The following is a 24962-nucleotide window of genomic DNA, read 5'->3' on the forward strand; positions in this document are numbered from 1 at the left end:
CCTCGGGGTCGAGCGAGCAGGGCGGTAACCCAGCGGCACCTCGGGTGCATCAGCAGCATCTCAGCTACCGACAAGAGGATGGTGCACCAGTGAGCAGGTCCGACACGCTCGTCGCGAGCAAGCAGGAGAGCGCCCCGAAGCCGGTAGAACAGCCGGCCGTCACCGGCGGGCTCAACCCGCAGCTGATGCGGCGCCTCCTGATCACCGGGATCCAGCTGGTGCTGCTCGTCGCCGGGCTCATCGGATGGGAGTACTTCGCCGGCAAGCCCGGCGAGCCGCACGTCCTGATCGACGAGTACTACGTGAGCAAGCCGTCCAAGATCTGGGAGGCGATGGGCCTCTGGGTCTCGCAGGGCCAGATGTGGCCCAGCCTCTGGGTGACCTTGCAGACCACCGTGATCGGCTTCGTGCTGGGCGCGCTCGCGGGCCTCGTCGCCGGGTTCGTGCTCGGCGTCAACCCGTTCCTCGCCGCGGTCTGCCAGCCCTTCGTCGACGCGATCTACGCGATCCCGCGGCTGGCGCTGGTGCCGCTGTTCATGCTCTGGTTCGGCATCGGCCTCGGCTCCAAGCTGGCGCTGGTCATCAGCGTGGTCGCCTTCCTCGTGTTCTACGCGACGTACGCGGGAGTCAAGGACGTCGACCACCTGCTGGTGGACAAGCTCCGGCTCATGCGGGCCAGCCGCCTCCAGGTGCACCTGAAGGCCACCCTGCCTTCCGCGATGACGTTCATCATCTCCGGCCTGAGCGTCTCGGCGCCGTACGCGCTCGTGGTCGCGGTCACCGCCGAGATGATGTCGTCCAACCGCGGGCTCGGTTACCTGCTGGTGCAGTCGGCCAACCAGTTCGACACCGCGGGCACGTTCGCCGCGATCTTCGTTCTCATGATCGTGGGCATCGTCCTGATGCTGGTGATCCGGCTCATGGAGATGTGGCTGCTGCGCTGGAAGCCCCAGCGGCCGAGCGGGCGATCCTGATGGAGACGTTCCTCGCGCTCGGCCCGGCCCGGCCGCTCGCCGGCGGCTCGGCCGTCCTCTGGACGCTGGCCCGCGACATCGGCGAGAACGACACCGTGTTCCCCGCCCTGGCACTGGCCCGCGCCGCCGGGCCCGGCGACCTCGACCCCGGGTTCAGGGCGGCCGCCTGGCGGGCCGTGCCGCAGACCGGCTGGGTCAGCCCGGGAGATACGCGGAGCCGGCCCGAGGACCAGCGGGAGATCTTCACGGTCTTCAACAACGCCGTCCCCGGCCGGGAGGAGGAGTACGCCCGCTGGTACGACCAGGTGCACCTCGCCCACACCTTCGAGTACATGGGTTTCGTGGGCGCCCAGCGCTTCGCCCTGGAACCGGTCGGTGACCAGAGCCCGCCCTACCGCTACCTCACCCTGTACGCCGTCCCCGACGGCGGCATCGACCGGTGCGAGGCGCGGCGGATCGCCGTGGGGGAGGAGCGCGAGCGTGCCGTCCGGGCGGGCAAGGAGCCCCAGGTGCCGGTGAGCGACGCCCTCACCGGCCCCCGTCACGCCAACTACTTCAGAAAGGTCCACGGCTGATGTCTGATCTGACCGGCCTGCGGTTCCTCATCACCGGAGGTGCGAGCGGCATCGGCGCCGAGACCGCCCGCCTGGCCGCGAGCCGGGGCGCGACCGTGGTGATCGCCGACATCGACGACGAGGCCGGCAAGCGGCTGGCCGCCGAGATCGGCCCGCGCGCGGACTACGTGCACGGCGACGTGAGCGACCCCCGCTCGATCGAGGAGATGGTGGAGCGGGCCGCCTCGCTCGCCGGCGGCCTCGACGTGCTGCACAACAACGCGGGCGTGTCCGACGCCGTGGTGAGCCGCAGCCTCGGCATCGAGGACTTCGGCCCCGACGAGTGGGACCGGGTCCACGCGATCAACCTGCGCGCACCGTACCTGGCCTCCCGCGCGGCGCTGCCGTACCTGCGGCGCAGCGAGAACCCCTCGATCATCAACTGCGCCTCGATCGCCTCCAGCCTGGCCCGGCCGCACACGCTCGCCTACGCGGCCAGCAAGGCCGGCGTGGCCCAGCTGACCCGCAGCCTCGCCCTGGAACTCGCCCCCGACGGCATCCGGGTCAACTGCTACGCGCCCGGCATGGTCGAGACCGAGATGGCGGCGCGCTACCTCGCCTCCCGCCCCGATCCCGAGGCCACCCGCCGGGACGTCATGGCGAACTACCTCAGCCGCTCCCTCGGCAAGCCCCGCGACGTGGCCGAGGTCGTCTGCTTCCTGGCGAGCCCGGCCGCGGCGTTCGTCAACGGCGCCGTCTGGAGCGTCGACGGCGGTTTCACCGCGTGGAAGGCCACCGGATCCGAGCTCGAGTCGTGAGGAGAACCCGATGACCCATCGTGATCTGCCGGAGCTGCTTTCGGCCGAGGTCGCCGCCGACCCGCACGCGTTCTACCGCCGGCTCCGGGCCGAGGCCCCGGTCGTCTGGGACGACAGCGTGCAGGCGTACCTGGTCAGCAGGTATGAAGACGTCGCTCACGTCTACAAGAACCCGGTCTTCAGCACCAAGGCGTACGAGTGGCAGCTCGAACCGGTGCACGGCAAGACGATCCTGCAGATGGACGGCACCGAGCACGCCAGGCACCGGGCCCTGGTGTCGCCCGTGTTCCGGGGGAAGAGCCTGGAGCGGCTGCACCCGATGCTCCTGCGCAACGCGGCCGCCGTGGTGGACGAGGTGGTGCTGCGCACCGCCGAGGAACTCGCCGCGCCGCTGGCCGGACGCCGGCGGGTGGACCTGGTGCGCGACTTCGCCAACTACTTCCCGGTCTACGTGATCGCCGACCTGCTCGGCTTCGACAAGGAGGACCACCCGCGGTTCCTGCGGTGGTACACGGCCGTGATCCGGGTCATCTCGAACCTGGGCCGCGACCCGGAGATCCTCGCCGAGGCCGCGCAGGTACGCGCGGAGATCAGCGAGTTCGTCACCCCGTTCATCGCCGAACGCCGGGCCAACCCGGGGGAGGACCTGCTGTCCGTCCTCGCCACCGCCGAGATCGACGGGGAGCCGCTCGCCGACGACGAGATCAAGGCGTACGTCAGCCTGCTGCTGACCGCGGGCGCGGAGACGACCGACAAGACGTTCGCGAGCCTCTTCCGCAACCTGCTCGCCGCCCCCGGCCAGTACGAGCGGATCAGGCAGGACCGTTCCCTGGTCATCCGCGGGATCGCCGAGACCCTGCGCTTCTCGCCCCCGACGCAGATCAACACCCGGGAGACGACGGAGGACGTCAAGCTCGGCGACGTGCTCATCCCGGCGGGCTCCACGGTGCTGCTCCTCATCGGCTCGGCCAACAGGGACGAGCGGCGCTACGCGGACCCCGACCGGTTCCTGCTGGAACGCGACGACCTGGACGCAGGCAAGGCGTTCTCCGGAGCCGCCGACCATCTGGCCTTCGGCTCCGGGCGGCACTTCTGCCTGGGCGCCATGCTGGCGCGGGCCGAGCTCGAGATCGGCGTGAACCTCTTCCTGGACCGCTTCCCGCAGATGCGGCTGGCCGATCCCGACGCGGCGACCGACGTCGGGGTGAAGATGCGCGGGCCGCAGAGCGTGCCCGTGACCCTCTAGCGGACACGAAGAGCCGGCCGGGGAGCCGGCGGTGACTCCGCTGTGCGAGTTCGGCGCCGCCGCCAGTGGGCCGGCGGCGGCGCCGGCTTCCTGCTGACCGTCACGGGTGTGGGTTACGAGTGGCCGCGGCCGTGCCGCTCCGGCGAGCCCGCGGCGGCGCATGCGCATGCGCCGAGACCGGCCGGCGAAGCTCCATGTTGATCAGGTTGGTGGCGTAGGTAATACCACCTCTGCGATAGCCACCACCTCCTTTTCCCGTGTCTGTGAACCCGCGATGCGCGCCTTCTGTCGCTGCGCGGACGCTGTCATCCCTGGTCATTCTGTTATCCGGGGATCTATTGACACATATGTTTAGCATGATTAGCGTGCACCGCGAGTCCGACCGATCAGATCAGAGAGGAGTCGGTCCATGGCTGTGCAGCACATTGTTCGCAGGGCCGGCAAGCGGGTGCGCGCTGTCGGGATTCTTGCCGCGGCAACGGTTTTGGCCCTGACCGCAGCCGCTTGCGGCGGTTCTGGCAGTACGGGTGGAGATGAGGGGAAGGCCGACCCGAACGCCCCCACCAAGGTGACGTTTCAGCCCGCGACCGAGTCGTTCGCTGTCTTGACGCAACTGAACGCTTTCGCCGGCGGGTATTTCGAGAAGGAGCAGCTGGACGTCACCTACAACACGGTCGTCTCCAACGCGGCCCAGGCCGCTCAGTCGGTGACCGGGAACGCGGACATCGCCATCGTCGGCTCGACCGGCGTAGTCCCGGGGGTCACGGCGGGCCGTGACATGGTCACGGTCGCCGTCCTCACCAAGGGACCGACGACTCAGATCACGCTGCGCGACGACGTCATCGAGCGCCTGGGCATCACACCGGACGCGCCGATCGAGGACCGGATCAAGGCGTTGAAGGGCCTGACTCTCGCCTTGCCGCAGCCTGGTTCGACCACCGACATCGCGGTCCGGCAGTCTTTGAAGATCTATGGCGTGGAGCCCGACCGCGATCTGACGATTCGTCCCATCACCGACCCGCCGGCACTTGTGACCGCCATGCGCGAGAAGCAGGTCGATGGCTTCGCCTTCTCCTCGCCGACGAGTGTGCAGCCCGTGGCCGAAGGCTATGCGAAGGTCTGGGTGACGCTCAGTGACCTGCCTGAGTTCAAGCAGATGCCGTGGATCGACGTAGTCACCTCGAAGTCCTTCCTGAAGGACAACCGTGAGGCCGTGGTGAGGTTCGTCAGGGCCCTTTACAAGTCGTCCGAGGACCTCAAGGCCAAGCCCGATGAAGCGCGCGAGGCGATTCGGGCGAAGTACTTCCCGGACCTGGACCAGTCGGTCTACGACCTGGCTTTCGACCTCTCCTTGCCGACGGCGACGCAGGGCATCGAACCGGTGGGTGAAAGCCTGCCGGTGCTGCTGGAGGTCATCAACTCCAATGCGGACACCCAGGTGAACGTGTCCGCCGACGACCTGTACGACACCACAGTGCTTTCGGACGTGAAGGCGGGGCTCTGACCATGAACTCCGTGACCAAGCGCGGCTCGGCCAGGACGGCGTCCCGGATGGCCGGTTCTGAGGCGCCTGCGGACGGGTTGCGGTTCGAGGGCGTGAGCAAGGTGTTCGCCACGGCGGAGGGCAGCAAGCCGTTCCTCGCCGTGCACGACGTGAACCTGGACGTCGCCGCGGGGAGATTCGTCTGTCTCATCGGCCCCAGCGGCTCGGGCAAGAGCACGCTGCTCAACATGACGGCAGGGCTCTTCAACCCCACCCGGGGGACCGTCTATCACGATGGCCGACCGGTGGTTGAGGTCAACACGCGGGTCGGATACATCACCCAGCAGGACAACCTGCTGCCGTGGCGCACTCTCGAGGACAACGTCGCCATCGCCCTGGAGATCCGCGGCTACTCACGGGCCCAGCGCAAGCAGCTCGTGGCCGAGACCATCGAGATGGTCGGACTGGCGGGTTTCGAGAAGCACTATCCCTCGCAACTGTCAGGAGGCATGCGCAAGCGCGCGACCCTGGCCCGGACGCTCATCTACTCGCCGGACACGTTGCTGCTGGACGAGCCGTTCGGGGCGCTGGACGCGATGCTCAAGAACGCATTGCAGACGGAACTCCTGAGGCTGTGGGAACGCGACCGCAAGACGGTCCTGTTCGTGACGCACGATCTGGACGAGGCGATCCTGCTCGCCGACGAGATCGTCGTCTTCGGCACCAACCCAGGACGGATCATCCACATCGAGACAGTGAACTTCGAGCGTCCCCGCAGTCTCACCGACATTCGGCGTACCCCCGAGTTCACCGAGGTGTGGGAGCGGCTGTGGGCGCTCATCGAGAACAACAAGTGACGTCCCGCGCGATGATCACGCGGTCTCAGGGAGGGACCAATGGCTGACATGGCCGCCGCCCGCGAAGAGGACCTACGAGATCGCTCCAAGCCGGGGGCGGACATCGACCCGGAACTGTTGCGTGACCTGCCGTCGCCGGCTCGCAGACGCATGCGGATCCAGCTGGAGCGGCTCGCACTGATCGTAGGCCTGCTCATCGCCTGGCAGCTCTTCTCAGGCAACCCGAACCACGGCCTGACGCTCATCGACGAGTTCTACATCAGCAAACCGTCCGCGATGTACGACTCGATCAGTACCTGGCTCGAACAGGGGACGCTCTTCTCGAATCTCTTTGTAACGATCCAGGAGACGCTGATCGGGTTCGTCATCGGCGCGGCACTCGGCATGCTCGTGGGCTTCCTGCTCGGTACGAGCCCGCACCTGAGTGCTGTGTTCAGCCCGATCATGGCGGCGCTGTACGCGATCCCCCGGCTCGCCCTCATCCCGCTGTTCCTGCTCTGGTTCGGGCTGGGCATGGGATCCAAGCTGGCGCTCGTGATCACCGTGGTGTTCTTCCTCGTCTTCTACAACACGCACAGTGGCGTGCGCGACGTCGACCAGGGACTGGTGGACGTACTGAAGGTGATGAAGGCCAGCAGGTGGCACATCCACACCAAGGTGACGATCCCGTCGGCGATGGCCTGGATCATCGCGGGCCTGCAGGTGTCGGTGCCGTACGCGCTGGTGGCCGCGGTGACGGGTGAGATGACCGCCTCGAACAGCGGAATGGGTTACCTGATCATCCGTGCTTCCGGCCAGTTCAACACCGCTGGAGTCTTCGCCGGCATCTTCGTACTGATGGTGCTCGCTCTGCTGCTCGGCGCGGTGGTGGCGATGCTGGAGAAGCGCCTGCTGGGCTGGAAACGGAACCGGCTGAATGACATCTGAGCGCATGCGCGCGCCGCGGGCGGCGCGCGCATGCTCGGCGGCGGTCCTCATGCTGGGGGCCGTGGTCATCACACCGGTACTCATCGGTGTCCTCGCCCTGCAGGTTCAGGACGAACTCGAGATCAGCAATCGCGCCTTGAGCCTGTGCGTCACCTGGTTCTGGGTCTGCACCGCGCTCACTGCCGCGCTGGGAGGCAGACACGTCGATCGGCTCGGCTGGCGGCGTATGGCGGCCATCGGACTGGCGGCGTGCGCCGTCGGTCAGCTGGGCATCGCGGCCGGCGGGTCGGTGTTCTCGCTGGTGGCCTGCCTCACCGTCGCGGGGTTCGCGTACGGGGTGATCGCGCCGACCAGCAACCTGGTGCTGGTCGAGGAGATTCCAGCACGCCTTCGCGGGACGACGCTGGGCGCCAAGCAGTCGGTGGCCCCCGTGGCCGGACTGCTGGCCGGGCTGGCCGTGCCGTTCGTGGCGTTGACGATCGGATGGCGCTGGTCCTTCGTGCTGGTCGCGCTGCTGCCCATAGCGGGCGTCGCGTTGAGCTGGCCGCCGACTGTCAGAGCCCGGCGCAGCGACTCCGGGGCGGGGCCTGGGCCGGGTGCCCAGGACGCCCCGGCCTCGGACGGGTCGGTGCCCGGCCCGCAGTCGGCCCCTGCGTCCGCGGGACGGTCGATCTCGCTGACGCAGATCGTCGTCGCGGCCGGGCTCGGCACATTGTCGATCGGCGCCCTGACGACGTTCTCGGTGCGGACCATGACCGATGCCGGGGTCGAGGTGAGCGTGGCGGGCCTGGTCATCTCGGCGGCCAGCCTCGCCGCCCTGCTGGTGCGCGTCGTGGCCGGCTGGCTGACCGACAGGTACAAGTCCGACGGGCTGAGGCCGGCGTCGCTGGTGATCCTCAGCGGCGCGGTCGGGATGGTCGGGATGGCGTCCGGCGACTCAACGCTGACAGTACTCGGTACCGTGCTCGCCTTCTGCGGCGCCTGGGGTTGGCCGGCGCTGCTGCTGCTCGGAGTGCTGACCCATCATGCCGCCCAGCCGGCAGCGGCCAGCGGGAAATTTCAGCTCGGTACGGCACTGGGCGCGGCGGTGGGTCCGTTGCTCTTCGCCGCCGTCTCCGATTTAGCGGGTTTCGCAGTGGCCTGGATGGCGGTGGCGGCGTGCACCGTGGGCTCGGCATTGCTCGTGACGCTGGGAGGCCGAGGAAGAGGAAGGGCGGGGCAGGAGACGCCGCCCAAGGGTGGGTCCTATCGGCTGATGCCGTGGACGGACCGGAAGGTGAAGTAGATGGAGACGAGATTGGTGACGCAGGCGCCCCTGGAATGGGACGCGGCCGTCGATGTACTGGTGGCGGGATCGGGAGGTGCGGGTCTCACCGCGGCACTCGTGGCGGCCGACGCCGGGTGCCGGGTGCGGGTGGTCGAGAAATCCCCGCTTGTCGGAGGGACCACGGGAGTATCCGGCGGCACGGTCTGGATCGCGAACAACCCGCACGTCTCAGAGGTCGGTGTCGAAGACAGCGCCCAGGACGCCGCGGCGTACATGCGCGGAGTTTCGGCGGGGACGATCGACGACGACATTCTGAACACGCTCGTCGAGCAGGGGCCGAAGCTCGTCGAGTACCTCGAACGGGTGGGGATCCGGTTCGAGCCTTTCCCGTCAGTGGGACCGACACTCGACTACCGTTTCTCGCTCCCTGGCGCCAAGCACGGCGGCCGGTCGCTCACTCCTGTGCCCTTCGAGCTCACGACGCTCGGTTCCTGGGCGGATCGCATCAGGCAGGGGACCACCGCAGGGTGGGTCACCGACAAGAAGTCCTACTACCAGAATCGCGCCTACCTGGTGCGGCCGCAGGACCAGCCGCCGGTCTCGGAGCTGGCGCAGGGTGTGGTCGGTGCCGGTAGCGCGCTCATCGGTCATCTGCTCAAGGCGTGCCTCGACCGCGGTGTCGAAGTGGTGACCGACACAGCGGTAGACGCGCTGGTCATGGTGGAAGGAGAGGTGATCGGCGCGCGCCTGACCGGTCCGGACGGCTCGCAGATGGTGCGCGCCGGGGGCACGATTCTGGCGACCGGCGGGTACGAGTGGAACGAGGAGTTGAAGCGGCGCTACCTGGGGCGCCCGCTGACCCACCCCGTGAGCGCGCCGGTGGCTGACGGCGATGGACTGATGCTCGGCCTGGCCGCCGGAGCGGATGTGCAGGGGCTCGGCGACGCGTGGTGGACGCCGGCCATCGATCTCAAGGGAGCGCACTCGCCGCGGGGCGGCGGCACCCGGAACATCATGTGCCGGGTGGAACGCGGCCTGCCGCACGCGATCATCGTGAATCGCGCCGGGCGGCGTTTCGTCAACGAGGCCACCAACTACTACGACCTGCCGGAGGCGTTCGGCACCCATGCGTCCGGCACCCCGAACCTGCCCGCGTGGCTCGTGCTCGACCAGCAGTTCCGCGACAAGTATCCCCTGGTGGGAACGGCGTCCGATGGGATCGCCGAGCCCGACCCGGCCTGGCTTGTCCAGGCTGACACACTTGAGGAACTCGCTGAGCGGTGCGGCATCGATCCGGTGGGTCTGCAGGCGACGGTCTCTGCCTTCAACAAGTACGCGGACGCGGGGGAGGACCCCGAATTCGGCCGTGGATCGAGCCCGTGGGACCGCGAGTGGGGCGATCCGGCGCATCGGCCGAACCCTTCCCTCGGCCGCGTCGAGCGGGCCCCGTTCTACGCGGTCGAGCTGCACGCCGGGGCGCTCGGCACCAAGGGCGGCCTGCGGGTGGACGGCCAGGGGTCGGTCGTGTCCGCGGCGACCGGCAAGGCTCTTCCGGGTCTGTACGCGGTAGGCAACGTGTCGGCCTGCTCGGTGCCCTGGGGTTACACCGGCCCGGGTGCGACGCTGGGGCCGGCGATGACCTTCGCCATGGTCGCGGCGCGCCATCTGACGGCCCGCCTGCCCGCCTCTGATTAGAAAGCCGGTCGAAGGAGGACCGCGCCGGTAGGAAAGGGTTCCGGCGCGGTCCCCGGCATGCCCGCCGCCCACCGGCTCTGCCCCGAGGACGCCCTGAGCCGGGCTCCGGCGGTTCCGCCGAGCACCTCCTTGTTGGCAAGGATCGTAATCATGAGTATGGTTATAACGATCCCGTCCAATGGAGGAGTGCAGTCGATGGCGGTGCTTCACACTGATGACCAGGAATGCCAGCGGGGCGCCCGGCCCGTGCACGGGGGAGGGCACCGTGGCTGAGCGTCGGTTGCGGTTCGGCATCCTCACCACGCCGATCTACGGCGCGGAAACGCCGTACCAGCAGCAGCTGAAAGAGCACCGCGAGCTGGTCCAGGTCGCGGACCAGCTCGGGTTCGACCTGATGGTGGCCGGTCAGCACTTCCTCGGCACCGAACTGCGTTACTACCAGCCGGTCCCGTACCTGACGCATCTGCACGCGGCCGCGCCGCGCATGACCGCCGTCACCGGGATCATGCTGCTGTCCATGGCCAACCCGGTCGACCTGGCCGAGCAGATCGCCACGCTCGACGTGGTCACCGACGGCCGCTGCGTGTTCGGCGCCGGTCTCGGCTACTCGGAGCGCGAGTTCCGCGCCTTCGGCATCGACTCCCGGTCCAAGGTCAAGCGGTTCGAGCACGGTCTCGCCCTCATCAAGGCCCTGTGGTCGGGCAAGCCGGTGGACTTCGACAGCCCGTACTGGAAGGTCGAGGACGTGCTGCCGGCCGTCCAGCCGGCGCAGCCGGGCGGGCCGCCCATCTGGATCGGCGGCCAGTCGGCCGCCGCCATCCGGCGCGCCGCGCGGCTCGGGGACGCCTGGTACGCGCCGCCGTTCCCCAGCCACGACGAGCTGGCGGACCTGCGGAAGATCTTCCTGGAGGAGCGCGCCGCCCACGGCCTGCCCCTCGACGGCGACTTCCCGCTGCGCCGCGAGCTGATCGTCGCCTCCTCCCGGCGTGAGGCGGAGGAGCTGGCGCGGCAGCGCAGCGCTCTGCGGTACCAGACCTACCGCTCGTGGGGCCTGTCCGGTGAGAACACCCCCGTCCAGACGGACGCGCCGGGGATCGACGTGGAGAAGCAGTTCCTGCTCGGCTCCCCGGCCGAGATCGTCGAGCAGCTCGCCCGGCTCCGCGACGAGCTGGGGATGACGCACTTCATGTTCAAGTCGCACTGGCAGGGGCTCCCGCATGCCGACGCGATGCGCCAGCTGGAGCTCTTCGGCACCAAGGTCCTGCCCGAGCTGGCCGGCTGACACGTAGAGAGGAACAGATGGTGACTGCCACCGACACCGCCGGTGAGGCGGCGAAGGAGCTCAGGGCGCTCGTCCGCGAGTTCGGTGTCAAGGAGATCCGCCCCCGCGTCAGGGAGCTGGAGGAGGCCGGAGAGTTTCCGCACGATCTCTACCGGCAGATGGGGGAGCTGGGTTTCTTCGGCTGCTGCTTCCCCGAGCAGGTAGGCGGGACCGACGCCGGCTATCAGGCGCTGGCCGTGGTGGCCGAGGAGCTGGCCTGGGCGTATCCGCCGCTGAGCGCCGCGATGAACCTGCAGGCCGCCACCGTGCCGCTGACCATCGCGAACTGGGGGAGCGCCGAACTGGTCCAGGAGTACGTGCCCGGCCTGATCGCCGGCCGGCTGCTGGGCTGCAACGCGATGACCGAGCCCGACGGCGGGTCGGACCTGCTGGGCGCCATGCGGACCCGGGCGGTCCGCGACGGTGACGACTACGTCATCACCGGCAGCAAGATGTGGATCACCAACGCCAACGTCGCGGACGTCGCGGTGGTCTACGCCAAGACCGACCCGGAGCTGGGCCACCGCGGGGTGAGCGCGTTCGTGGTGCCCACCGACGCGCCGGGCTTCTCCACCAGCAGGGTGCCGTGCCGGGTGCTCGGCAAGCTGATGCCCACCAACGAGGTCATTCTCAACGAGGTCCGGGTGCCGGCCGCCAACCTGCTCGGCGAGGAGGGCGAGGGGTTCAAGGTCGCGATGAGCGCCATGGACTACGGCCGGCTCTCCGTCGCCGCCCGCTCGGTCGGGCTGGCGCAGGCGTGCCTGGACGCCTCGGTCGAGTACGCCAACCAGCGGGAGGCGTTCGGCCAGCGGATCGGCTCCTTCCAGATGGTCAAGAAGCAGATCGCGGACATGGCCTGCGAGGTGTCGGCCGCGCGGGCGCTGGTGCAGGACGCCGCCGTCCGCTACGACGGGGGCATCATCCCCACCCGGGAGAGCTCGATCGCCAAGTACTACGCGGGCGAGGTCTGCAACCGGGCCGCCCAGGCCACCGCGGAGATCTTCGGCGGTTACGCCTTCAGCGACGAGCTGCCGATCAGCACCTATCTCAACTACGCCAAGCTCTGGCAGACCGGCGAGGGCTCGGCCAACATCCAGGCCGTCCTGATCGCCGACGACGCCCTGGGCTGGAAGTCGATGGACCGGCACCGCCGGCCGTCCAAGCCGGAGGTGCGCGCATGAACCTGGAACTCGACGGAAAGGTCGCCATCGTCACCGGCGCCAGCCGTGGCCTGGGCGCCGCGGCGGTGCGCAGCCTGGTGGCCGAGGGCGTCAAGGTGGTCGCGGCGGCCCGCTCCGGCGACGAGCTGGAGAAGCTGGCGGCCGAGGCGCCGGGCCGGATCGCCGGCGTCGTCTGCGACATGCGCGACGCGGCCGGGCTGACGGCCCTGCCGGAGCGGGCGCTGGCGGAGTTCGGCCGGCTGGACATCCTGGTCAACAACGCCGGCATCGCACCCGCCGGGAAGTTCCTGGACGCCACCGCCGAACTGCTGGAGGACGTCTTCGCGGTCAACGTGGTGGCGCCCGCGCTGCTCGCCCGGGCCTGCGGGGAGATCTTCGTACGGCAGGGCTCCGGGAAGGTCATCAACGTCGCGTCCATCTCCGGGGTGCGGGGCAAGGGCAGCCTGGCGGTCTACTCGGCCTCCAAGGGCGCGCTGGTCCGGCTCACCGAGGCGCTGGCCGCCGAGTGGTCCCGGCACGGCGTCCAGGTGAACACGATCGCCCCCGGCGCCTTCGCCACCGAGGCGCAGCGCGCGGTGCTGGACGACCCCGAGACGCTGCGCCGCCGGGTCGCCAAGATCCCCGCCCGCCGGATCGCCGACCCGGCCGAGATCGGCGCCCTGGTCTGCTACCTGGCCTCGCCGCTGAGCGCCTTCGTCAGCGGGTCCACGTACGTCATCGACGGCGGCGAGACCGCCAAGATCTGAGGAGAGTCCAATGAACGGCTTCCGGCTCACCGATGAGCAACTCCACCTGCGCGAGGTCGCCGCGAAGGTGGCCAAGGAGGTGTACGCGCCCAAGGCCGAGCAGTGGGAGCAGGAGCGTACGCCGCTGCCCGCCGAGGAGGTGGCGCGCCTGGCCGAGCTGGGCTTCCTCGGCCTGGCCATTCCGGAGGAGTACGGCGGCGCGGGCGGCACCCTGATCGACGCGCTGATCGTCATCGAGGAACTGGCCAAGGAGTGCCGGTCCGCCGCGTTCCAGGTGTTCGAGGCGAACGTGGGCCCGGCCCGGGTGCTGGAGTTCTTCGGCACCCAGGAGCAGCGTGAGAAGTACCTGCCCCGGGTGGTGAACGGCGAGGTGACGATGGCCATCGGCATCTCCGAGCCCGACGCGGGCAGCGCCGCCACCGACATGACCACCCGGGCGCGGCTCGAAGGCGACGAGTACGTCATCAACGGCACCAAGCGGTGGATCTCCAACGGCGGTCACGCCGACCACTACCTGCTCTACTGCCGGCTCAACGACGAGCCCGGGTCCAAGGGCATCGGCGCGATCATCGTCCCGGCGGACACGCCCGGCCTGTCGTTCGGGCAGCGTGAGCGGCTCATGGGCTGGCGGACCATCCCGTCCGCCGACCTGATCTTCGAGGACGCCCGGGTGCCGGCCGAGAACCTGGTGATCGGGCCCGGCGGCTTCCGCAAGCTGTTCGGCGTCTTCTCCATCGAGCGGCTCGGCAACTCCACCATGAGCCTGGCCATCGGGCAGGCCGCGCTGGACCGCGCCGTCGCGTACGTGCAGGAGCGCAAGCAGTTCGGCCGGACGCTGGTGGACTTCCAGAACGTGCAGATGACCATCGCCGAGATGGCGATCCAGGTCGAGGCCGCGCGGCTGCTCATCTACCGGGCGGCGGCCAACGCCGGCCGCGGGCTGCCCGACCCGCTCGAGGTGTCGCTCGCCAAGTGCTTCGCCAACGAGATGGGCAAGCGGGTCTCCGACCTGGGCATGCAGATGCACGGCGGCAACGGCTACACCGAGGAGTTCGGCCTGGAGGCGCTGCACCGCGACGCCCACGGCTGGGCGATCGCCGGCGGCACGCCCGCCATCCAGCGGGTCCGGATCGCCTCCGAGCTGTTCGGGCGGAACTTCAACCAGCGTCCGGAGACCGCCCGATGAGCGGGGCCGAGTTCGAGCTGCCCGAGCGCTACCTCGGGCTGCGTGAGGAGGCCGCGGCGCTGGCGGCGTCGGTCGCGGACGTCGCCGCCGAGGCGGACGAGGCCGACGCGATCGACCCGCGCGTGCGGGCGGCGCTGGCCGGGAGCGGGCTGGCCGCCGTGTGCGTGCCCGCCGCGTACGGCGGACGGTACGAGCGGCTCGACCCGCTGGCCGTCGCGGTCGTCCGCGAGCAGCTGGCCGCCGAGAGCGCCCATCTGGACTCGCTCTTCGCCATGCAGGGCATCGGCAGCTACGCCCTCGCCGAGGGCGGTACGGCCGAGCTGCGCGAGCAGTGGCTGCCCCGGGTGGCGAAGCTGGACGCGATCGCCGCGCTCGCGCTGACCGAGCCCGGCATCGGCTCCGACCTGCGCGGCATCGCCACCACCGTCGGCGAGGACGGCGACGAGCTGGTGGTCGACGGGCACAAGTCGTTCATCACCAACGGCGGCGACGCCGACTTCTACTGCGTGCTCGGCAAGGACGAGGCGGGGCTGTCCATGGTGCTGGTGCCGGCGGACACGCCCGGCGTGTCCACCAGCAGGCCGCACCAGATCATCGCCCCGCACGTCCTGGGCGACGTGGTGCTGGACGGGGCCCGGGTGCCCCGGTCGTGGCTGCTGGGCGAGCCCGGCAAGGGCATGCGGCTCGGCCTGGCCACGCTGGCGACCTTCCGGGTGTCGGTGGCCGCCGCCGCGGTCGGCACCGCGCAGGCGGCGCTGCAGGAGGCCACCGTGCACACCGCGAACCGCGAGCAGTTCGGCCGGCCGCTCATCCAGCTCGGCGCCGTGGCCGACCTGCTCGCCAGGTCGTGGACGGAGATCGAGATGGCCCGCGCGTTCACCTACCGGGCGGCCGCGGCGGCGTCGCGCGACCCGCTGGGCAGCCTCCACCTGTCGTCGATGGCCAAGGTGGCGGCGACCGAGACGGCCGGGCGAGTGGTCGACCGGTGCGTCCAGGTGATGGGCCGGTTCGGGCTGGTCCGCGGCTCCAAGATCGAGCGCCTCTACCGGGCGGCCCGCCCGATGCGCATCTACGAAGGGGCCACGGAGGTCATCTTCGACTCGCTCTCCCGGAAGCTGGTCAAGGAGCTCGTACGATGATCATCGACGCCCACGCGCACGTCTGGCCGGACGAGATCGCCCGCAAGGTGCTGGCGGAGCGGCCGGTCGGGCTGGACGCGGTGCACGACGGCACGCTGGACGGCCTGCGCGCCACCATGGACGCGGCCGGCATCGACCGGGCGGTCTGCCTGGCCGTGGCGAACGTGGCCCGGCACGTGGCCGGGACCAACCGGTTCATCGGCGGCATCGACCGCAGCAGGTTCATCCCGTTCGGCACCGTGCACCCGGAGCTCTCGGTGGAGGAGAACCTCGCCTCGCTGAAGGAGAACGGGATCCCCGGGGTGAAGCTCCACCCGCTCTTCCAGGAGCTGTCGCTCGGCGACTCGCGGGTGGTGGAGCTGCTGACGGCGCTGGCCGAGGAGAACATCGCCGTGATCACCCACGTCGGCGCCGGCGGCGACGAGGCGGCCAACGAGCGGGGGGCCTCGCGGCACATCCCCGCCCTGGCCGAGCGCATCCCCGGGCTGACCCTGATCGCCTGCCACTTCGGCGGCTACCACCGGCTGGACGACGCCGAGGCGGTCGTCGCCGGCTCGGGCGCGGTGCTGGAGACGTCCTGGCCGCCGAGCCTGGGGAGCCTGCCGCCGGAGCGGGTACGGAAGATCATCGAGAAGCACGGCGCCGACCGTGTGGTGTTCGGCTCCGACTGGCCGATGACCGACCCGGCGACGGAGATCGCCGCGGTGCGGGCGCTGGGGCTGCCGCCGGAGGACGAGGCGGCCATCCTCGGCGGCAACCTGGCGAGACTGCTCGGCCTCTGATGACCGTGATGCCGCCGCGCCTCCCCCGGCCGCGGCGGCATCACGCCCCCCACCTGGCGAAATCCGATGGGGCAAAGCCGATTGACGCCAAAAAATCTATGCGTAAGATTAGCAGGAACAAAGTGATGGGGAGCAGCGAGTGAAAACTGTCCGACTGGGTGCGGGGATGGCTTTCTGGGGGGACAGCGTGCTCCCAGCCGTTCACATGGTGGAGCGCGGGGAGATCGACTACCTCTGCTGCGACCATCTCGCCGAGCTGACGATGTCGATCCTGAGCAAGCAGAAGTCCCGCAACCCCGAGTACGGCTACACGCGGGACGTGCTCGACCTGCTGCGCCTCAGCCTCCGCCAGTGCGTGGCCAAGGGCGTCAAGGTCATCACCGACGCCGGCGGCGCCAACCCGCGCGCCTGCGCCGAGCGGGTCGCCGAACTCTGCAAGGACCTCGGCCTCACCGGCGTCCGCATCGCGGTGGTCACCGGCGACGACATCAGCGGCGACATCGACCGCCTGATCGAGCAGGGCGTCTCGTTCAGCAACATGGAGACGGGGGAGTCCTTCGCCTCGGTCCGCGACCGGCTCACCCACGCCAACGTCTACACCGGCGCCGACGGCATCGTGCAGGCCCTCGACCAGGGCGCCGACATCGTCATCTGCGGCCGGGTCACCGATATCGCCCTCTACCTGGGGCCGCTGCGGCACGAGTTCGGCTGGGCCGCCGACGACTGGGAGCGGCTCGGCATGGCCACCGTGGCCGCCCACGCCATCGAGTGTGGCGGCCAGGCCACCGGCGGCCTCTACGACGGCGGCTGGTGGAAGACCCCGGGCCTGGAGAACCTCGGCTACCCCATCGCTGACGTCAGCGAGGACGGCACCGCGGTGATCACCAAGACCCCCGGCAGCGGCGGCAGGGTGGACATCGGCACCCTGAGCGAGCAGCTCGTGTACGAGATCCTCGACCCCGCGAACTACCTCACCGCCGACGTCACCGCCGACTTCTCCGGCGTCCAGCTCACCGAGGTCGGCCCCGACCAGGTCCGCATCACCGGAGGCACCGGCCGCGCCCGGCCCGACACGCTCAAGGTCAACATGGGCTACCGGGCCGGCTTCATCGGCGAGGTCCAGTTCACCTACACCTGGCCCGACGCGTACGCCAAGGCCCGCCGGGGCATCGAGTTCCTGGAGAACCGGCTCGCCCGGGCCGGCTTCAAGGCCGACGACGTGCAGATCGAGTACCTGGGCCGCAACTCCATGTGGGGCGACCGGGTGCCCGAGCCGGACCCGGCCGACGACGACCTGCTGGAGCTGGTGGTCCGCTACGCCGCCCGCTGCCCGGACGAGACCGAGGCCCGCAAGGTCTTCACCGAGAGCGTCCCGCTCTACAACAACGGCCCCGCCGGCGTGGGCGGCATCGGCACCCGCCCGCCGCTGAAGGAGCTGTTCGCGCTCTGGCCGTGCCTGATCCCGCGCGAGCACGTGACCGAGACCGTCGAGATTCTGGAGGTCTGAGATGGCGAACATCAGGGTCGCCGACATCGCCCACGGCCGCTCGGGCGACAAGGGCGACGTGTGCAACGTCGGTCTGGTCGCCTACGACGACGCCGGCTACGCCGTGCTGAAGCGCGAGCTCACCGAGGAGCGGGTCAAGGAGCACTTCGGCTCGCTGGTGCGCGGCACCGTCACCCGTTACGAGCTGCCCGGCATCAAGGCGCTCAACTTCGTGCTCACCGGCGCGCTCGACGGCGGGGGCACCCGCTCGCTGCGCTCGGACCACCTGGGCAAGGTCATGTACGCCTGGCTGCTGCGCATGGAGATCGACGCCCCGGACGACATTCCCACCTACCCGACGGGGCCGAGCCCGGAGGCGGTCGCGTGATCAACGTCACCGGAGCGGAATCCGCCGTCCAGACGCTCTTCAACCCCCGGTCCGTCGCCGTGATCGGCGCCTCGAGCAAGCCGGGGACGCTGAGCTGGTGGCCCCTGCGCCTGCTCGTCCAGTACGGGTTCGCGGGCGGCGTGCACCCGGTCAACCCGTCCCGCAGCGAGATCGAGGGCGTGCCCTGCGTCGCCTCGCTCGCCGACATCGGCGAGCCGGTCGACCTGGCGGTCATCGCGCTCAACGCCAAGAACACCGTCCAGGCGGTCCGCGACTGCGCCGCCGCCGGGGTCAAGGTGGCCGTGCTGCCCTCGCAGGGGTTCGGCGAGACCGGCGAGGACGGCCGCGCCCTGGAACGCGAGATGCTGGCCGCCGCCCGGGAGAGCGGGCTGCGCATCGTCGGCCCCAACACCGACGGCGTCGGCAACCTGGCCACCGGCGCGCTCGCCACCATCCAGCCCATCTTCGGCGAGGGCGTCGAGCCCGGCCGCGTCGCCGTGGTCACGCAGAGCGGCGCCACCGCCGCCTCGCTGATCAGGCGGCTCAAGGAGGAGGGCATCGGCACCCGCCTGTACGCGAGCGCCGGCAACGAGATCGACCTGGGCCTCGCCGACTACCTGTCGGTCGCGCTGCAGGACCCGGAGGTCTCGATGGTGGTCTCGTTCGTCGAGGCCATCCGCCGCCCGGACGACTTCGTCCGGGTGGCCGAGCTGGCCGCCGACCTCGGCAAGCCGATCGTCCTCATCAAGGTCGGCAGGACCGAGCAGGCCGCCCGCCGCGCCGCCGCGCACACCGGCGCGCTGGCCGGCGCCGACGAGATCTACCAGGCCGTCTTCGACTCGCTCGGCATCATCCGCGTGGACGAGCTGAGCGAGGTCGTGGCCGTCGCCAAGTTCTACCTGTCGCGCGGGCTGCCGCAGGACGACGGCGTCGCCATCATGTCCGTCTCCGGCGGGCAGGCCGGCGCGCTCGCCGACCGCGCCGCCCGCTCCGGCGTCACCGTGCCCGACCTCGGCCCGGCCGCGACCGCCGAGCTGGAGGAGCTCCTCACGTTCGGCACCCCCGACAACCCGTGCGACCTGACGGGGGAGGTGGCCAGGAACAGCGGCCTGGCCACCGCCGTCTACTCCGTGCTCGACGCCGACCCGGCCGTCTCCACCGTGGTATACGCGCGCAAGGAGCTGACCGGTGAGGCCGGGCGGCGCGCCTCCGAGAAGCTCGCCGAGGCCGCCGCGCCGAAGGAACGCACCCCGCTGGCGATCTACTCGATGGACGGGGAGCTCAACGACGAGGAGAAGGCGGCGTTCGCCCAGGCGGACATCCCCGTCTTCACCTCCGCGGCCGAGCTGTTCACCGCGGTCCGCGCGCTGGCGGCATACCGCCGCGGCGCCGGGCGGACCCGCACCGCGAAGACCGGCCAGGCGGGCGCGCCGCGCGAACTGCCCGGCACGGCGGGCCCGCTGGACGAGACGACCACCAAGGCGCTCTTGGCCGAGTACGGCATCCCCGTCCCCGCGGAGGCGCTGGCGACCAGCGCGGACGACGCGGTCGCGCACGCCGAGCGGATCGGGTACCCGGTCGTGCTCAAGGTCACGGACGCCCGCGTCCCGCACAAGACCGAGATCGGCGGCGTCGAGGTCGGGCTGTCCGACGCCGCGGCCGTCCGGGCCGCCTACGAGGGGATCGACGCCCGCGCCCGGGCGCACCTCGGCGACGCCCCCGAGGGCGTGCTGGTCCAGCAGCAGATCGTCGACGGCGTCGAGATGATCGCCGGCATCGTCGTGGACCCCCAGTTCGGCCCGTTCGTGCTGCTCGGCAGCGGGGGAGTGCTCACCGAGCTGCTCTCCGACGCGGTGCTCAGGCCCGCCCCGGTGGAACCGGCCGAGGTGCACGACATGATCCGGGAGCTCCGCGGCAGCAAGCTGCTCACCGGCTTCCGCGGCTCCGCGCCCGCCGACGTGGACGCCCTGGCCGACACGGTCAGCGCCCTGTCGCGGCTCGGCGCCGACCACGCGGACCGGATCGCCGAGCTGGACCTCAACCCCGTGCTGGTCCGGCCCGCCGGCCACGGCGCGATCGCGGTCGACGCACTGATCGTTCTCGGCGAAGCGGAGGAGAGCCGATGACCACCGGAGAGAAGATCCTGGTGACCCGGCGCGGCAGCCTGGGGCTCGTCACCCTGAACCGCGCCAAGGAGCGTAACCCCCTCGACCACGAGTCGGCGGCCGGGCTGCGCGACGCGCTGCGCGACCTGTTCGCCGACCCGCAGGTCCGCTCGGTCGCGGTGACCGGCGCCGGCGACGCGTTCTGCGCCGGCGGCGACCTGAGGCAGATGGGCAAGCTCGCCGAAGGCGACGTCGAGGACGCGTACATGTGGCCCCGCGCCATCGTCGACCTGCACCGGCTGATGCTGGAGGCCCCCAAGCCGGTGATCGCCGCGGTGCAGGGGCCCGCCTACGCGGGCGGCATGGGCCTGGCCGGCATGTGCGACGTCATCCTGGCCACGCCCAAGGCCCGGTTCGCCATGCCCGAGGTGAAGATCGGGCTCTTCCCGATGATCATCGTGGCGCACCTGTCCAGGTCGCTGCCCCGCAAGCGGCTGCTGGAGATGATGCTGACCGGAGAGAGCATCGACGCCGACGAGGCGCACCGGCTCGGCTTCGTCAGCAAGGTCTACCCCGATCACGACGGGCTGATGGCCGGGCTCGACGACTACGCGCGCAAGTTCGAGGAGGTCAGCCCGGCAGCCGTCCGGCTCGGCAGGCGCGCGTTCACCCTGCTCGCCGACATGCCCGCCGAGCAGGCGCTGGACGCCGCGCAGTTCCTCAACCTCCCGTTCTTCCTCGGCGCCGACCTGCGCGAGGGCACCGAGGCGTTCTTCGAGCGGCGCCCGCCGCGCTGGACCGTCACCGACGAACTGGAGAAGAGCTCATGAGGACGGCCGTGGTCGTCGACGCGGTCCGTTCCCCCATGGGGAAGGGCAAGCCCGGGGGCGCGCTCGCCGGGCTGCACGCCGTCGAACTGCTCGCCCAGACTCTGGCCGGGCTCGTGAACCGTACCGGCATCGACCCCGGAACGGTCCAGGACGTGATCATCGGCTGCGTCAGCCAGGCGGCCGACCAGGCCGCCACCCCCGGCCGGATGGCCTGGCTCGCGGCCGGGTTCCCCGAGCACGTGCCCGCCACCACCATTGACCGCCGGTGCGGGTCCAGCCAGCAGGCGCTGCACTTCGCCGCCCAGGGCGTGCTCGCCGGCGCCTACGACGTGGTCATCGCGGGCGGCGTCGAGTCGATGAGCCGGGTGCCGATGGGGTCGGCGCGGATGGGCCGCGACCCGTACGGCCCCTCCGTGACCGAACGGTACGCCCCCGGGCTGGTCTCCCAGGGGATCGCGGCGGAGCTGGTCGCCGCCAAGTGGTCGCTGGAGCGCGAGACGCTCGACGCCTACTCCGCCCGCTCCCACCAGCGGGCCGCCGCGGCGGCGGACGCCGGGCACTTCCGCGACGAGATCGTGCCGATCACCCTGCCCGACGGGACCGTCGTCGACGCCGACGAGACCATCAGGCCCGCCACCACCGCCGAGCGGCTGGCCGGGCTCAAGCCCGCCTTCGAGGACGAGGAGGCCGCCCGGCGCTTCCCCGAGATCGGCTGGCGGGTCACCGCGGGCAACTCCTCGCAGATCACCGACGGCGCCAGCGCGGTGCTGGTGATGAGCGAGGAACGGGCCGAGAAGCTGGGCCTGACCCCGCTGGCCCGCTTCCACGCCTTCTCGGTCTGCGCCGACGACCCGCTGATGATGCTCACGGCGCCCATCCCGGCCACCGCCCAGGTGCTGGAGCGCGCCGGGCTCGGCTTCGCCGACATCGACCACGCCGAGGTCAACGAGGCGTTCGCGCCCGTCCCCCTGGCCTGGCAGGCCGAGTACCCGGTCGCCGACGAGGTGCTGAACCCGGTCGGCGGCGCCATCGCGCTCGGTCATCCGCTCGGCGCCTCCGGCAGCCGGCTCTTCACCAGCATGCTGTGGAACCTGCGCCGCACCGGCGGCCGCTGGGGCCTGCAGACCATGTGCGAGGCCGGCGGGATGGCCAACGCGACCATCGTCGAACGTCTGTGAACAGGAGCTCAACACCGTGAAAGTGGAAGGATCCGTAGCGCTCGTCACCGGCGGCGCTTCCGGGCTCGGTCTGGCGACCGCGGCCCGGCTCACCGAGGGCGGCGCGAAGGTGGTCATCGCCGACCTCCCGGGCTCGCCCGGCGAGCAGGTGGCGGCCGACCTCGGCTGCCGCTTCGCGCCGGCCGACGTGACCGATCCGGAGCAGGTGACGGCGGCCCTCGACGCCGCCTCTGAACTCGGCCCGCTGCGCGCGCTCGTGCACTGCGCGGGCCGCGGCGGCACGGTCCGCGTGGTCGACCGGGAAGGCGCGCCCGGCTCCCTGGAGGACTACACCGGCATCGTCACCACCAACCTGATCGGCACGTACAACGTGCTGCGCCTGGCCGCGGCCCGCATGTCCGCCACCGAGCCGGTGGACGGCGAGCGCGGCGTGTGCGTGCTGACCGCCTCCGTCGCCGCCTACGAAGGCCAGATCGGCCAGGTCGCCTACGCCTCCTCCAAGGCCGGAGTGGTGGGCATGACGCTGGTGGCCGCCCGGGATCTCGCGCGCAGGCTCATCCGCGTGTGCAGCATCGCCCCCGGCGTGTTCGACACCCCGATGCTCGGCAGGCTGCCGGAGGAGGTGCGCGCCTCCCTCGGCGCCGCCGTCCCGCACCCCAGCAGGCTCGGCGACCCCGCCGACTACGCCGCGCTGGCCGAGCACATCATCGCCAACCCGATGATGAACGGCGAGACGATCCGGCTTGACGGCGCGATCAGGATGGGGCCCCGATGAGCGCCCCCGTCCTGGTGACCGACGAAGGCCCGGTCCGGCTCATCACCATCAACCGGCCGGAGGCCCGCAACGCCGTGAACCTCGCCGTCGCCGAGGCCATCGAAAAGGCTCTCGACGAGTACGAGGAGACTCCCGGCCTGCGTGCCGCCGTCATCACCGGCGCGGGCGGCACCTTCTGCGCCGGCATGGACCTGAAGGGCTTCCTGCGCGGCGAGCGGCCCTCGACCGCGAAGAGCGGGTTCGCCGGGCTGGTCGAGCGTCCCCCGAGCAAACCGCTCATCGCCGCGGTCGAGGGGTACGCGCTGGCCGGCGGGTTCGAGATCGTCCTCGCCTGCGACCTGATCGTGGCCGCCGAGTCCGCCGTCTTCGCCCTGCCCGAGGTGCAGCGCGGGCTCGTCGCCGCGGGAGGCGCGCTGCTGCGCCTGCAGCACCGGATGCCCTACCACCTCGCCATGGAACTGGTGCTCACCGGCAAGCGGATGAGCGCGGCCGACGCCGCGGAGCACGGCCTGCTCAACCGGCTCGTCCCCGAGGGCGGCGCCGTCGAGGCGGCGCTCGACCTGGCGCGGGCGGTCGCGGCCAACGGGCCGCTGGCGGTCGCGGCCAGCAAGAAGATCATGACCGAGTCGGCGCACTGGCCGCCCGAGCAGGCGTTCGACCGGCAGCGCGAGATCTCGGAACCCGTCCGAGCCTCCGAGGACGCCATCGAAGGCGCCCGCGCGTTCACCGAGAAGCGGGCCCCCGTATGGCAGGGACGTTGACAGGAGCAACCATGCGAGAAGCCTTCATCGTCGGGGCGGTGCGGTCCGCCGTGGGCCGCCGCCGCGGCGCCCTGTCCGGCGTCCACCCGGCCGACCTCGGCGCGGAGGTCGTGGCCGCGCTGCTGGACCGCGCCGGCATCGCCGGCCAGGACGTCGACGACGTCGTGTTCGGCTGCGTCAGCCAGATCGGCGCCCAGTCGACCAACATCGCCCGGGTGGTCGCGCTCTCCGCGGGCCTGCCCGAGTCGGTGCCCGGCACCACCGTCGACCGGCAGTGCGGCTCGTCCCAGCAGGCCGTCCACTTCGCCGCGCAGGCCGTCATGTCCGGCACGCAGGACCTCGTGGTGGCGGGCGGCGTCGAGGTGATGAGCCTGATCCCGATCGCCTCCTCCGCCCTCGTCGGCGCCGACGCCGGCCTGGGCATGCCCCGGGGCGGCCGCAAGTGGGCGGAACGCTACGGCGACCAGGAGATCAGCCAGTTCCGCGGCGCGGAGATGATCGCCCGCAAGTGGGACGTGAGCCGGGCGGCGATGGAAGAGTTCGCGCTGGCCAGCCACCAGCGGGCGGCCGAGGCGGCCGGGGCCGGGCTCTTCACCGAGGAGATCGTCCCGGTCGCGGGGCTGACCGCGGACGAAGGCCCCCGCCCCGAGACCACCCTGGAGAAGATGGCCGGCCTCAAGCCGCTCGTCCCGGACGGCCGGCTCACCGCCGCCACCTCCAGCCAGATCTCCGACGGCGCCGCCGCGCTGGCGATCGCCTCCGGTGAGGCGGTGCGCAGGCTCGGCCTGACCCCGCTGGCCCGCGTGCACAGCATGGCGGTCGTCGGCTCCGATCCGGTGCTCATGCTCACCGGCCCGATCCCGGCCACCGACGCGGTCCTGCGCCGGGCCGGTCTCCAGCTCTCCGACATCGACGCGTTCGAGGTGAACGAGGCGTTCGCGTCCGTCGTCATGGCGTGGCAGCGGGAGACCGGCGCGCCCGCGGACCGGGTCAACCCGCTCGGCGGCGCCATCTCGCTCGGCCACCCGCTCGGCGCGACCGGGGCGCGGCTGATGACCACGCTCGTCCACCACCTGCGCCGCAACGGCCTGCGCTACGGCCTGCAGACCATGTGCGAGGGCGGCGGCATGGCCAACGCCACGATCATCGAGGCGGTCTGAACCATGGCCAAGCAGGTTCAGCAACTCGATCGCGTGATCATCCGGTTCGCCGGTGACTCCGGCGACGGCATGCAACTGACCGGTGACCGGTTCACCGCCGGCA

General features: G+C 70.9%; 23 protein-coding genes. All 23 read left to right on the forward strand.

Annotated features, from left to right (window positions below):
• Positions 1-89 precede the first annotated feature (89 nt).
• A complete protein-coding gene (locus AB0J42_RS35585) occupies positions 90-974 on the forward strand; it encodes an ABC transporter permease (protein WP_364302532.1) in 885 nt (294 codons plus the stop codon).
• Positions 929-1549 (forward strand): hypothetical protein, encoded by a 621-nt coding sequence (locus AB0J42_RS35590; protein ID WP_364302534.1) that lies wholly within the window; start codon positions 929-931, stop codon positions 1547-1549. Before AB0J42_RS35585 ends, AB0J42_RS35590 begins: the two co-directional genes overlap by 46 nt.
• Complete coding sequence (locus tag AB0J42_RS35595) at positions 1549-2346, forward strand: SDR family oxidoreductase (protein WP_364302536.1); 798 nt, start codon at positions 1549-1551, stop codon at positions 2344-2346. The genes AB0J42_RS35590 and AB0J42_RS35595 overlap by 1 nt, the downstream gene beginning before the upstream one ends.
• Before the next feature lie 10 nt (positions 2347-2356).
• Positions 2357-3592 carry a cytochrome P450 gene (locus AB0J42_RS35600; RefSeq protein WP_364302538.1) on the forward strand — a complete coding sequence of 412 codons (1236 nt, stop codon included), beginning with the start codon at positions 2357-2359 and terminating at the stop codon, positions 3590-3592.
• A gap of 409 nt (positions 3593-4001) precedes the next feature.
• Entirely contained in the window at positions 4002-5096 is a 1095-nt protein-coding gene (locus AB0J42_RS35605) for an ABC transporter substrate-binding protein (RefSeq protein WP_364302540.1), read from the forward strand.
• Between the two features lie 11 nt (positions 5097-5107).
• The gene (locus tag AB0J42_RS35610; RefSeq protein ID WP_364302542.1) at positions 5108-5932 is read left to right on the forward strand and encodes an ABC transporter ATP-binding protein; all 825 of its coding nucleotides are present in this window, start codon (positions 5108-5110) and stop codon (positions 5930-5932) included.
• Between the two features lie 39 nt (positions 5933-5971).
• Positions 5972-6859 (forward strand): ABC transporter permease, encoded by an 888-nt coding sequence (locus AB0J42_RS35615; protein ID WP_364302544.1) that lies wholly within the window; start codon positions 5972-5974, stop codon positions 6857-6859.
• Between the two features lie 61 nt (positions 6860-6920).
• Positions 6921-8144 carry an MFS transporter gene (locus AB0J42_RS35620; RefSeq protein WP_364302546.1) on the forward strand — a complete coding sequence of 408 codons (1224 nt, stop codon included), beginning with the start codon at positions 6921-6923 and terminating at the stop codon, positions 8142-8144.
• Positions 8145-8159: 15 nt separating this feature from the next.
• Positions 8160-9821 carry an FAD-dependent oxidoreductase gene (locus AB0J42_RS35625; RefSeq protein WP_364302548.1) on the forward strand — a complete coding sequence of 554 codons (1662 nt, stop codon included), beginning with the start codon at positions 8160-8162 and terminating at the stop codon, positions 9819-9821.
• Between the two features lie 265 nt (positions 9822-10086).
• Positions 10087-11103, forward strand: a complete 1017-nt coding sequence (locus AB0J42_RS35630; protein WP_364302550.1) for an LLM class flavin-dependent oxidoreductase — start codon at positions 10087-10089, stop codon at positions 11101-11103.
• 17 nt (positions 11104-11120) lie between these two features.
• On the forward strand, positions 11121-12323 hold the full coding sequence (locus AB0J42_RS35635) for an acyl-CoA dehydrogenase family protein (protein WP_364302552.1): 1203 nt from the start codon (positions 11121-11123) through the stop codon (positions 12321-12323).
• Positions 12320-13069: a glucose 1-dehydrogenase gene (locus tag AB0J42_RS35640; protein WP_364302554.1), complete on the forward strand. Its 750-nt coding sequence runs from the start codon at positions 12320-12322 to the stop codon at positions 13067-13069. Before AB0J42_RS35635 ends, AB0J42_RS35640 begins: the two co-directional genes overlap by 4 nt.
• Positions 13070-13079: 10 nt before the next feature.
• On the forward strand, positions 13080-14255 hold the full coding sequence (locus AB0J42_RS35645; protein WP_364302556.1) for an acyl-CoA dehydrogenase family protein: 1176 nt from the start codon (positions 13080-13082) through the stop codon (positions 14253-14255).
• Positions 14252-15394, forward strand: a complete 1143-nt coding sequence (locus tag AB0J42_RS35650; protein ID WP_364302558.1) for an acyl-CoA dehydrogenase — start codon at positions 14252-14254, stop codon at positions 15392-15394. Before AB0J42_RS35645 ends, AB0J42_RS35650 begins: the two co-directional genes overlap by 4 nt.
• Positions 15391-16176: an amidohydrolase family protein gene (locus tag AB0J42_RS35655; protein ID WP_364302560.1), complete on the forward strand. Its 786-nt coding sequence runs from the start codon at positions 15391-15393 to the stop codon at positions 16174-16176. The genes AB0J42_RS35650 and AB0J42_RS35655 overlap by 4 nt, the downstream gene beginning before the upstream one ends.
• A gap of 166 nt (positions 16177-16342) precedes the next feature.
• The gene (locus AB0J42_RS35660) at positions 16343-17683 is read left to right on the forward strand and encodes an acyclic terpene utilization AtuA family protein (protein ID WP_364302562.1); all 1341 of its coding nucleotides are present in this window, start codon (positions 16343-16345) and stop codon (positions 17681-17683) included.
• A 1-nt stretch (position 17684) separates the two neighbouring features.
• On the forward strand, positions 17685-18050 hold the full coding sequence (locus AB0J42_RS35665; protein ID WP_364302564.1) for a hypothetical protein: 366 nt from the start codon (positions 17685-17687) through the stop codon (positions 18048-18050).
• Positions 18047-20176 (forward strand): acetate--CoA ligase family protein, encoded by a 2130-nt coding sequence (locus tag AB0J42_RS35670; protein ID WP_364302566.1) that lies wholly within the window; start codon positions 18047-18049, stop codon positions 20174-20176. The genes AB0J42_RS35665 and AB0J42_RS35670 overlap by 4 nt, the downstream gene beginning before the upstream one ends.
• Positions 20173-20985: an enoyl-CoA hydratase-related protein gene (locus AB0J42_RS35675; RefSeq protein WP_364302568.1), complete on the forward strand. Its 813-nt coding sequence runs from the start codon at positions 20173-20175 to the stop codon at positions 20983-20985. Before AB0J42_RS35670 ends, AB0J42_RS35675 begins: the two co-directional genes overlap by 4 nt.
• Positions 20982-22163 carry a thiolase family protein gene (locus AB0J42_RS35680; RefSeq protein ID WP_364302570.1) on the forward strand — a complete coding sequence of 394 codons (1182 nt, stop codon included), beginning with the start codon at positions 20982-20984 and terminating at the stop codon, positions 22161-22163. Before AB0J42_RS35675 ends, AB0J42_RS35680 begins: the two co-directional genes overlap by 4 nt.
• 16 nt (positions 22164-22179) lie before the next feature.
• Complete coding sequence (locus tag AB0J42_RS35685; RefSeq protein ID WP_364302572.1) at positions 22180-22938, forward strand: SDR family NAD(P)-dependent oxidoreductase; 759 nt, start codon at positions 22180-22182, stop codon at positions 22936-22938.
• Positions 22935-23699 carry a crotonase/enoyl-CoA hydratase family protein gene (locus AB0J42_RS35690; protein ID WP_364302575.1) on the forward strand — a complete coding sequence of 255 codons (765 nt, stop codon included), beginning with the start codon at positions 22935-22937 and terminating at the stop codon, positions 23697-23699. Before AB0J42_RS35685 ends, AB0J42_RS35690 begins: the two co-directional genes overlap by 4 nt.
• Positions 23700-23710: 11 nt before the next feature.
• Positions 23711-24859, forward strand: coding sequence for an acetyl-CoA C-acetyltransferase (locus AB0J42_RS35695; RefSeq protein ID WP_364302577.1), 1149 nt, complete (start codon positions 23711-23713; stop codon positions 24857-24859).
• Positions 24860-24962: the final 103 nt, after the last annotated feature.

The organism is Nonomuraea sp. NPDC049649, assembly GCF_040675175.1.
In the GTDB taxonomy this organism is placed as follows: domain Bacteria; phylum Actinomycetota; class Actinomycetes; order Streptosporangiales; family Streptosporangiaceae; genus Nonomuraea.